The sequence below is a fragment of the Ruegeria sp. BHSA162 genome, from assembly GCF_059613385.1.
In genome coordinates this window covers 35954-45119 of record NZ_JBXWSK010000024.1, presented here as the reverse complement: position 1 = coordinate 45119, position 9166 = coordinate 35954, and the positions used below count along the sequence as shown (strand labels likewise).

At 61.7% G+C, this 9166-nt stretch carries 9 protein-coding genes and 1 tRNA gene; 1 reads left to right on the top strand and 9 read right to left on the bottom strand.

From position 1 onward, the window contains the following. Positions 1 to 16 precede the first annotated feature (16 nt). Positions 17 to 93: transfer RNA gene (locus AC2FM5_RS09345), tRNA-Met, on the top strand. Between the two features lie 215 nt (positions 94 to 308). Here AC2FM5_RS09345 and AC2FM5_RS09340 read toward each other — a convergent pair. From AC2FM5_RS09340 to hisD, 9 genes are all read right to left on the bottom strand, one after another. Then, positions 309 to 1004, bottom strand: coding sequence for an RraA family protein (locus AC2FM5_RS09340; protein ID WP_496735192.1), 696 nt, complete (start codon positions 1002 to 1004; stop codon positions 309 to 311). Then, positions 1001 to 1696 carry an alpha/beta fold hydrolase gene (locus AC2FM5_RS09335; protein WP_480638343.1) on the bottom strand — a complete coding sequence of 232 codons (696 nt, stop codon included), beginning with the start codon at positions 1694 to 1696 and terminating at the stop codon, positions 1001 to 1003. The genes AC2FM5_RS09340 and AC2FM5_RS09335 overlap by 4 nt, the downstream gene beginning before the upstream one ends. After that, positions 1693 to 2820 carry a cobalamin-independent methionine synthase II family protein gene (locus AC2FM5_RS09330; protein WP_170442120.1) on the bottom strand — a complete coding sequence of 376 codons (1128 nt, stop codon included), beginning with the start codon at positions 2818 to 2820 and terminating at the stop codon, positions 1693 to 1695. The genes AC2FM5_RS09335 and AC2FM5_RS09330 overlap by 4 nt, the downstream gene beginning before the upstream one ends. Before the next feature lie 17 nt (positions 2821 to 2837). Continuing rightward, the gene (locus AC2FM5_RS09325) at positions 2838 to 3806 is read right to left on the bottom strand and encodes a cupin domain-containing protein (RefSeq protein ID WP_170439777.1); all 969 of its coding nucleotides are present in this window, start codon (positions 3804 to 3806) and stop codon (positions 2838 to 2840) included. A 179-nt stretch (positions 3807 to 3985) separates the two neighbouring features. After that, positions 3986 to 4975: a nuclear transport factor 2 family protein gene (locus AC2FM5_RS09320; RefSeq protein WP_496735191.1), complete on the bottom strand. Its 990-nt coding sequence runs from the start codon at positions 4973 to 4975 to the stop codon at positions 3986 to 3988. Next, a complete protein-coding gene (locus tag AC2FM5_RS09315) occupies positions 4972 to 6030 on the bottom strand; it encodes a LacI family DNA-binding transcriptional regulator (protein ID WP_254430021.1) in 1059 nt (352 codons plus the stop codon). The genes AC2FM5_RS09320 and AC2FM5_RS09315 overlap by 4 nt, the downstream gene beginning before the upstream one ends. Next, a complete protein-coding gene (locus AC2FM5_RS09310) occupies positions 6015 to 6779 on the bottom strand; it encodes an SDR family NAD(P)-dependent oxidoreductase (protein WP_496735190.1) in 765 nt (254 codons plus the stop codon). Before AC2FM5_RS09310 ends, AC2FM5_RS09315 begins: the two co-directional genes overlap by 16 nt. Continuing rightward, positions 6779 to 7831, bottom strand: a complete 1053-nt coding sequence (locus tag AC2FM5_RS09305) for an ester cyclase (protein WP_496735189.1) — start codon at positions 7829 to 7831, stop codon at positions 6779 to 6781. Before AC2FM5_RS09305 ends, AC2FM5_RS09310 begins: the two co-directional genes overlap by 1 nt. Further along, complete coding sequence (hisD, locus tag AC2FM5_RS09300; protein ID WP_496735188.1) at positions 7828 to 9156, bottom strand: histidinol dehydrogenase; 1329 nt, start codon at positions 9154 to 9156, stop codon at positions 7828 to 7830. Before hisD ends, AC2FM5_RS09305 begins: the two co-directional genes overlap by 4 nt. Positions 9157 to 9166: the final 10 nt, after the last annotated feature.

Below are 9166 nucleotides of genomic sequence, written 5' to 3'. Positions count from 1 at the left end.
GACCAACCCAAAGTGTCGCGGGATGGAGCAGCCCGGTAGCTCGTCAGGCTCATAACCTGAAGGTCGCAGGTTCAAATCCTGCTCCCGCAACCAAAACAGTCCAACAAAACACCGAACGAGCCGCCCAAGGGCGGCTTTGTTCGTTCTCCACCGCCCGTTTCGCGCCAACCCAACAATCGCCGACATACAAAAGGCATACAAAAGGAAAGAAACACGCAAAATGCGCGATCGGATCTCCCAAGACGTAGGCTACGACCGACAAACGAACTGCCGAGCCACGTCAGGGATCAGTCAGACTGCGTACACCCTTACACGCGCGCTTTTTCAAATGCGGCCCAAGCGACTTCAAATTTCTCGAAGTTGAAGCCGGGTTCAGAAGCCGCATTCAGAATTATTCGTTCGGTTTCAAAGAGTTTCAGAATGGCGTGTTCGATCCGATCAATCAGATCAGCAGGTACGACAACAGCACCATGCCGGTCCGCATGGATGAGATCAGATGGATTGACCGTCAGGCCGAAGATCGAAACAGGCGTGTCGATTTCTCGGACGTGAACGAAACCATGGCTGGGCCCGATAGAGCCGGCGATGACCGGGAATCCTTGCTGCATGTCACCAAGGTCCCGCATGACCCCGTTGGTGAGTGCGCCGGCCATTCCGAACCCTTTGTGCACAGACGTATTGATTTCGCCCCAATAGGCGCCGATGCAAGAGGGGAAATCGACATCCTCAACCACTGCAACAGAGGGAGCCGGGGCCTCGGCCATGTATCTGTAATAGTCCATTCGCCGCTGCCTGATGACTTCTGGCGCTTCGGAGGGCGGCTGCACCGCAGCGATCTTGGCTGTACGGGCAAATCCGACGATTGCGCCCTCGGACGGGGCCGAGCAGAACATCGTACCACGCGTGAATTGGTCAAACCCGCGCTTGCCTTGTGCCATCTCGATGCCGTTGCAGACTGTGGGTGTGTCGACCTTGCGTAGCAAGGCAAGTAGGGACGGTGTCATGGAACCTCCAACCAACGGCGCAACGCCGCTGTGGTTTCCTGGGGTCGCTCGAGGGTGGGTAGGTGCCCCGCACCGATTACGACCTCCAGCGTGCTGTTTCCGAGAAGCTTGTGCATCAGTTCGTGCCGCTCCAACGGACATAGTCTGTCATCCTCGCCGCATAGAACGAGGCTTGGACCTTGATAAGCGGACAAGGTGTCCGTTTGATCCGGGCGGCCCATGAGTGCGATGGACTGGCGAAGAAAGACCTCGGGGCCCAGATCGGCTGCCATGGCCATGCAAAGGTCAAGAATTGCGCCCTGCCGAGGGCCATCGGCCAGATAGTTCGGCTTCAACTCGTCACGCATGACCTGCCGCAATCCACCTTGGCGCACGGCCTCCATCTGCGGACCGCGCCGGGCTTTGACCTCGTTTGCTTCGGCCAGAGGGTTCGTGTCCAGGAGTGCCAGCCGTTCAACACGTTCTGGCGCCTGGCGCAGGACCTCCATGGCAACGATCCCGCCCATGGAAAGTCCCGCAAGGGCAAACATCGGCGGCGCGTGGCTCAGTACATCGGCGGCCATTGCCTCGACGCTGTCCTGGGCGCTCAGCGGATGGGTCATCAACGGCACCCGTCCGGACAGGGCCTCGATTTGCGGCCCGAACAGTCGGGCATCGCACATCATTCCGGGAAGAAGAACCAGGGGCGTCATGCCGATGCCAATCTGGCACCTTCGGCCAGGGAGGCCAGCTTGGCATAGGCGATGTCCGGGTCGACCGCACCGAAGCCGGCAAATGTACCAAACCCGCAGTCACTCCCGGCGATGACCCGATCCGGCCCGACGATGTTGGTGAACCGCTCGATGCGTTGCCGCACCAGCTCGGGGTGTTCGATGAAATTCGTTGTCGTGTCTACGACGCCGGGCACAAGGATCTTGTCGTCCGGGATTTCGCTCTTGCGATCCCGGAAGACGGTCCACTCATGGGCGTGGCGCGGGTTCGACGTTTCAAACAGAACATAGCGGGATTTGGTTGCCATCAGGGTCGTGAACACCTGATCCATCGCAATGTCGCAGCAATGCGGGCCTTCGTAGTTCCCCCAGCAGATATGCACCCGGACCTGATCCTGCGGGACATTCTGCAGCGCGTGGTTCAGGGCTTCGACATGCATCTCGGCGATCGCGATGAATTCGGCGTCGGAAAGGTCAGCGAACAGCATGTGCCGGGAAAGGGCCAGATCGGGGCAGTCCAACTGAAGATCCAGTCCCGCTGCGACGATCGTTTCATATTCCTGCTTCATCGCATCCGCGAGCGCGGCCAAATAGGCTTCACGGCTGGGGTAGTGGGCGTTCTGCAGAAACAGAGAAATCACCCCGGGCGAGGCGGCGTTCATGAAGCCACGATCGACTCCGTGCTCAGCCATTGCCTGCTTGAGGTTGCGGATATCCTTGTTCAGTTCGTCTTGGCCTTTCGAGCGAACGTCGCCCGTGCATTGCGGCCGGGCGTATTGGGGTGTGCCCCCTTCGTTGGCAAGACGTTGCAAAAAACTGGGAAACATCTTCAGGTCCGCGGGGGCATTCCGTGGACTGTCCCCCGAGAAACCTGTGTAGCGGTCCTTTACGTATGTCGCGTACGAGATTTTTGAGGTCTCTCCGTCGCTGACGATGTCCACACCGGCCTCGACCTGACGCCGAACCGTTTCAGACACGGCCTTGGTCATGCAACTGTCGAACGCATCGGCGTCATAGGGCTCGTGCCGCTCGCGCGTAAAGATGAAGTCGACAACTTCCTGGGATCGGGGCAGAGACCCCACATGGGTGGTAAGTATCTTTGTCATGCGGGGTCCTTTCTTGATCAGTTGCCGGTCCAGGTTGCGCCAGCAGGATCGTCGGTCGCGGTGATGCGGTACAACCCGGCCGTTCCGGTCATGGATGGAGTGATGGTATAGGCTTCGCCGGGCAGCACCAGCACAGTATCCCCGCCCGAAATCGTGGTTTCGACATCCTCGACAGTGACCCGCCAATGGCCGCTTGCCGGCATCAGCACGACGGGCTTGGCCGATTTGGTGGGGTCTTGAACACCTGAGCCACGGGTCAGGAAGTCGACCTCAAAGCCGGGCTTGTCCTTGATCAGACCGTTTTCACCGATCACCTTGGCGGGTTTGTCGGCCGCCAGCGCCATCAGGTCCCAGTAGCGTGCCACGTATTTTCCAATCACGGCTTCGACCGGCACTTCGGGATAGGATTTCAGCTGCTCCTCGGTCAGCAAGGGCATAGGCCGGACGTTGTGCGGGAGGTCCTGGCCCTTCTTGCTATCGTAGAGCACGCCGTTGTCACCCAGCATCAACCCATGCGCCCGGGCGTCTTCAATGACCTGAGGTGCCCAGGTTACGCCGCCGCCGGCATCGTCACCGCCCAGAATGGACATGATCATCCCGTAGTCGTCGCCCACGTTCTCGAACCCGCGGAAAATGCCGGTAGGAATGTTGAAGATGTCACCTTCCTCGGCAATGAACTCGCCCGCCGTGCCATAGCGACCCCAGAAAAACCGCCAGCGGCCCTTGGCGACAAAAAAGACCTCGGCCGTCGTATGGCTGTGCAGCGAGTTGCGGCATTTGGGCGGCTGGCCGGCGGCCCCGATATTGAAGCCGATCTTGTCGGTAATATGAACGTGCTGATCCGGCGACTCCGAAACACCGCCGCCGATGATGGTAAAGTTCTCTTTCTGATCGCTGCCCGGCGTGTGGGCATCAATGAAGGCCGTCTTGCACGGCTTGAGCTCTCCATAACGGACGATGCGTGATGCGATGGTTGATTGTGTCATGGTACTGGTTCCGGATTATGCGTTTGAGGGAATGGTCGGCAGATGCTCGATCACGTTCCCGGAGGCCGCAAATTCAGGCGGCGCGCTCGAAGGCTTTGCCGGAATAGGTGAAAGCGCCGGCTTGCACCGGTCTCGCGCAGGCCACAGGCCAGAACACGATATTCGATCGGAGCGAGCATTCAGACCTCTGTGCCCTGCAGAAGGATCTGCTTCCAGACCGAGGTTTCATCAAACAGGGTGTATTCGCGGCGCAGCTTGGGCTGGCCACTGATCAGTTCACCGAATTCGGCATGGCTGATGCCCAGAACATAGACCTGCGCTCCGGTGGGGGCTCCAAACACCCCCCAGCCGTCATGCTTGCCCCACAGGCTCCAGCGCAGTGCGGCACGGGGTGGCATGTTGGGATCGTCGCGGCCGATCTGGTGCTCGATGCGGAACTCGGCGTTGGGGAAGCTGGCCCGCAATCCCATCCAGAACCGGTCGACCGGGTCCCAACCGTGTCCGGTGACCCCGCCGACATATTCCGACTGCACCGCGCGGTCGTATTCAGCCCCGATCGCTCCCATGTCGGCGTTCATGATCCGGGTCAGAATATCGGCATAGCGCTGGCCCCATTCATTGTCGTTGCCTCGACCCTTGTAAGGGCCGGGCTGGTCGATCTCGGGCGTCAGAGGTTTCACGCAGTTTTCCGGCCCGCCCTCGCGAGCGATCAGATCGGCTGCGTATTCCTTGGGGTCCCAGCCCATCTGGCGCACGATAGCCCCCTGATCGCGGATCAGCCATTCATCGTTGATCTGATTGTCGACCGCATGGCAATCGGCCAGAATCCGGTACCGCAGCTTGGTTCCGGTTGGTTTGCCATAGACACCTTCGGCAAGGTGCGTGGCGGTCGAGATAATGCGGTGGGAACTCAGCATCCCCTCTTCGGGCGTGCCTGACCAGATCACGTCTTCGCCCAGAAGCTGCCGGTCGGGAAACTCGGCGAGGGTCGCCATCGTCGCGCCAATGACGTTTTGATTGCCCAGCACGACCGAACCCGGTGAACGGACAACGATGTCGTCGCTGTAATATTTATGCAGCGTGGCGATCCCGCGATCTTCCCAGATTTCCTTGGTGATGCCGATGATATAGTCGGGAAAATCCCGGAATTTGGGGTCAAATCCCTTCATGTGTTCGTCCTTTTCGGGTTCCATCCCTTGGGCAACCGGGCCGAGGTTCGTACGATCAGCGGTCCGTCAATTGCCACCTTGCGGGGTTCAGAAGTCTTGGGCTCTTCGATGTGATCCAGCAGCGCGGCAACCGTTTCCGCGACCATCAGGTTCGCCCGCTGCCGAATCGTCGTCAGATTGTATGCGGGCCATCCGGCAGGGGGCACATCGTCATACCCCACGACCGAGACATCTTCGGGGATGCGCAGGCCCAGCTCAAAGCGTAGAACATCCATGACCGCCAAAGCCATGTGATCGTTGGCGACGAAAACCGCGTCAGGTCGGCGCTCCGGTGCCACGTCGAACATGGTTCGGGCCGCCGCACGGGCATTTTCGGTGTGAAACTCGCCGATCCCATGTGCAAAAAGATCGCTTCCGGCATCGCGCAGTGCGGCAAGGAAACCAGCCTCGCGGTCGCGCTGGGTCGAGGCGCCCTGCCAGCCTGCGATGTAGCCGATGCGCTGGTGCCCGCCCGCCAGCAAAAACTCGGCTACCTTGCGGCCGCCGGCATAGTTGTCCGAGGTTACTGTGGTAATGCCCTCGATATCCTGACTGCGGTTGAACAGCACCACCGGAACGCCCGCCTGCTGGCAGCGCGTGGCGATGTCCGACGACATCGGCACCGAGGCCAGAATGACCCCGTCCACCTGATAGTCGAGGATTTCCTCCATCACGTCGTCGATGTTTCCGGCCGAGCGCGAAGCCATGAAGATCAGCACGTGATAGCCATGCTCCTGCAGGCGGTTGGACAGTTTCTCCAACGCTTCGGGATAGAAGTAGTTGTCCAGATAGCCGACCACCAGGCCGATGATCCGGCTTTTGCCCGACACCATCGCCCGCGCCAGCACGTTGGGACGATAGCCCAGTTCGGCCGCCGCCTTGCGTACCTTTTCCTCGGTCTTCTTGCTGACCGAGGCGCCGGGCGTGAACACCCGACTGACCGCCGACTGGCTGACGCCGGCCAGTTGCGCGACCTGAAGCGATGTGACCTTGTCCGCCATCAGTCCGCCGTCCATCCGCCGTCGATCAGCATCGACGTGCCGGTGACCAGCCCCGAGGCGTCGGAGGCAAGATAGAGGACCGCGCCCATGATATCCTCGACCTCGCCCACGCGGTTCAGCTTGATCTTGTCCATGATCCAGGCTGCACGTTCGGGGTTGTCGAAAGTCGACTGCGTCAGCGGGGTTCGGATGAAAGTCGGGCAGACCGTGTTGATGCGCACGCCCTGCTTGCCCCATTCGATCGCCATCGCCTTGACCATGCCTTCCAGCCCGTGCTTGGTCGCACAGTACAGCGCCCGGTCGATGCCGCCGACATGGCCCATCTGGCTGGAGATATGGATAATCGAACCGGGCCGCCCGGCCGCCATCAGCGCCTTGGCCGCGTAGGCCGACAGGAAATAGGCCGAGCGTAGGTTGACACTCGCGACCGCGTCGAAATCCTCGGGCGCCGTTTCGACCGCCGGCCCGTGCCGCGCGGTTCCGGCCGAGTTCACCACCACGTCAAAGGCTTGCGCGTCGAACAGCGCCTGCAACGCGGTCAGGTCGCCCTGATCCAGCACCCGCCCCTCGGCCGACCAGCCCTGCGCCTGCAAGGCGGACACCGCTTCGTTCAGCCGCTCGGCCCCGCGCGCGGCGCAGACCACATGCGCCCCGGCCTCGGCCAGGGCGACAGCGCACCCCAATCCGATGCCCGAAGACGCGCCGGTGACCAATGCGGTCTTGCCGCTCAGCGAGAACGAAGGGGTGCGGGGCAGTTGTGTCATCAGCTCATTCCATCCGGGGTTTCAATGCGGCCCAGGTTCCGGGCCTTGTTGAATTCCCGCAGGCGGGCAAAGACGTCAACACCAAGCTGCGCATAGGCGTCCAGAAGATCGACCAGAACCCAGTTTTCGCGAAGCAGTCCGTTCTCCAGTCGCCAGAAATCGAGGCTGCGCATGGTGATCCGCTTGCCCGAGGGCGCAATGCCCATCCACCCGTCATGGGTGACGGTCTGGATCATGTTAGGCCAGCCGGTTACTGCCGCGTAATCGCCATCGCCGAAGAAATGATAAGTGATGTCATCGACATATTGCCCGCGATCCGGCATTCCGTTCAGGAACGGGATCTGGTGCCAGTTGCGGAACCCGGCATAGCCGCGCCCGGTGCCGATGCCCGAAGGCCCGTACCAGTTCATGCGCGGATGCCAGAACCGCTCCATCTCCATCACCTCGGGCCCGCCCTGCGAGGGGTGCTTTTTCAGATGTTCCAGCATGTCTATGATGTGCTGGCAGGTGGCGCGGCCCTTGTCGGCGTCATAGGGCCCCGGCACCAGACCGTCCTGCGTGGCCGGGCCCGGCACATGCCATTCGTGGCCCAGGCTGGGCGCCATCGGCCAGGCACGGGCCTGCATCATCACCTCGGGGATGTCCCACAGGGCCTGCATTTCGACGATCCGGCCGTTTTCGAACCGGTAGAACTCGTGAAACCGCATGGTCACCTGATGACCGGTCGGCGGGATGTCCAGCCAAGGACCGGTGAAAGTGCCGGTGTAGTAGCCGCCGCAGCCGACCCAATCGGCGCCGAACTCGTCCGGCCCAGCCATCACGATATAGTCGCGCCGCTCGAGGTCCGGCCAGGCATCCAGCAGGCCATTGTAGGCCAGATCGTAGAACGCCTCGCTGCCGGTGCTGTCACCGAAGGGATGGCACAGGCGGAACAGGGCGTCAGGCGCGGTCACCTGCGCGAGTGCTTCCCGCACGCCGGATTCGTCGAAATCATACATCGCCGCCCGAAGCGGCGCGATCAGCGCCTTGTGCTGCGTATGCCTGTCACTCATTCGGCGGCATCCCGGTATGGGGCCGGTGCGCCATAGGGCACGTTGATGCCGCCATAGCGGCGCACCCGCACGTTGCATTGTTCGGCATGGCCCACGAACCCTTCCAGCAGACACAGGCGCGAGCCGTACTCGCCGATCAGGGTTGCCGCCTCGTCGGTCAGGATCTTCTGATAGCTGTGGGTCTTCAGGAATTTGCCCACCCACAAACCGCCGGTGTAACGCCCAGCCTTCTTGGTGGGCAGCGTGTGGTTGGTGCCGATCACCTTGTCGCCGTTCGATACGTTGGTGCGCGGCCCCAGGAACAGCGCACCATAGCAGGTCATGTTATCCAGGAACCAGTCATCGCGGTCGGTCATGACCTGAACATGCTCCGAGGCGATCTCGTCGGCGACCTGCAGCATCTCGTCATAGCTGTCGCACAGGATCACCTCGCCATAATCCTCCCAGCTGACCCGCGCGGTGTCAGCCGTCGGCAGGATGCCCAGCAGGCGGTCGATCTCGGACAGGGTCTCTTCGGCCAGCTTGCGCGAATTGGTGACCAGAACCGCGGGCGAGTTGTAGCCGTGCTCGGCCTGCCCCAGCAGGTCGGTGGCGCAGATCTCGGCGTCGACGGTTTCGTCGGCGATCACCATGGTCTCGGTCGGGCCGGCGAACAGGTCGATGCCGACGCGGCCGAACAGCTGGCGCTTGGCCTCGGCCACGAAGGCGTTGCCGGGGCCAACAAGCATGTGCACCGGGTCGATCGTTTCGGTCCCCAGCGCCATGGCGCCGATGGCCTGGATGCCACCCATGACATAGATCTCATGCGCGCCACCCAGATGCATGGCGGCGATCACCGCCGGATTCGGCTTGCCCTGGAACGGAGGGGTACAGGCGATGATGCGCGGCACACCCGCAACGCTGGCCGTGGCCACGGACATATGGGCCGAGGCCACCATCGGAAACTTGCCGCCGGGCACATAGCAGCCCACCGACTGCACGGGGATGTTCTTGTGGCCCAGGATCACGCCCGGCAGGGTCTCGACCTCGATATCGGTCATCGAGGCGCGCTGCGCGCGGGCAAAGTTCATCACCTGCTCCTGCGCGAACTTGATGTCGGCCAGTTCGCGGTCTGACAGATGTGCGATCAGGTCGTCGATCTCCTGTTGCGACAGGCGGAACGAGGCGGGCGAATAGTTGTCGAACTTCTCGCTCAGCTCGCGCACCGCGGCGTCGCCACGGGTTTCGATGTCCTTCAGCGTCGCCTCGACCACGGCGCGGGTCTTGGCGTCATCCTCGGCCCGGTCTGCGTCGGACTTGCCGCGTTTGAGATACTCGATTGCCATTGTCTTGATC

What these genes read in the sequence shown, in the direction of transcription:
- AC2FM5_RS09340 (WP_496735192.1), bottom strand. Translation starts at nt 1,004, where the DNA reads ATGACACCGTCCCTACTTGCCTTGCTACGCAAGGTCGACACACCCACA.
- AC2FM5_RS09335 (WP_480638343.1), bottom strand. Translation starts at nt 1,696, where the DNA reads ATGACGCCCCTGGTTCTTCTTCCCGGAATGATGTGCGATGCCCGACTG.
- AC2FM5_RS09330 (WP_170442120.1), bottom strand. Translation starts at nt 2,820, where the DNA reads ATGACAAAGATACTTACCACCCATGTGGGGTCTCTGCCCCGATCCCAG.
- AC2FM5_RS09325 (WP_170439777.1), bottom strand. Translation starts at nt 3,806, where the DNA reads ATGACACAATCAACCATCGCATCACGCATCGTCCGTTATGGAGAGCTC.
- AC2FM5_RS09320 (WP_496735191.1), bottom strand. Translation starts at nt 4,975, where the DNA reads ATGAAGGGATTTGACCCCAAATTCCGGGATTTTCCCGACTATATCATC.
- AC2FM5_RS09315 (WP_254430021.1), bottom strand. Translation starts at nt 6,030, where the DNA reads ATGGACGGCGGACTGATGGCGGACAAGGTCACATCGCTTCAGGTCGCG.
- AC2FM5_RS09310 (WP_496735190.1), bottom strand. Translation starts at nt 6,779, where the DNA reads ATGACACAACTGCCCCGCACCCCTTCGTTCTCGCTGAGCGGCAAGACC.
- AC2FM5_RS09305 (WP_496735189.1), bottom strand. Translation starts at nt 7,831, where the DNA reads ATGAGTGACAGGCATACGCAGCACAAGGCGCTGATCGCGCCGCTTCGG.
- hisD (WP_496735188.1), bottom strand. Translation starts at nt 9,156, where the DNA reads ATGGCAATCGAGTATCTCAAACGCGGCAAGTCCGACGCAGACCGGGCC.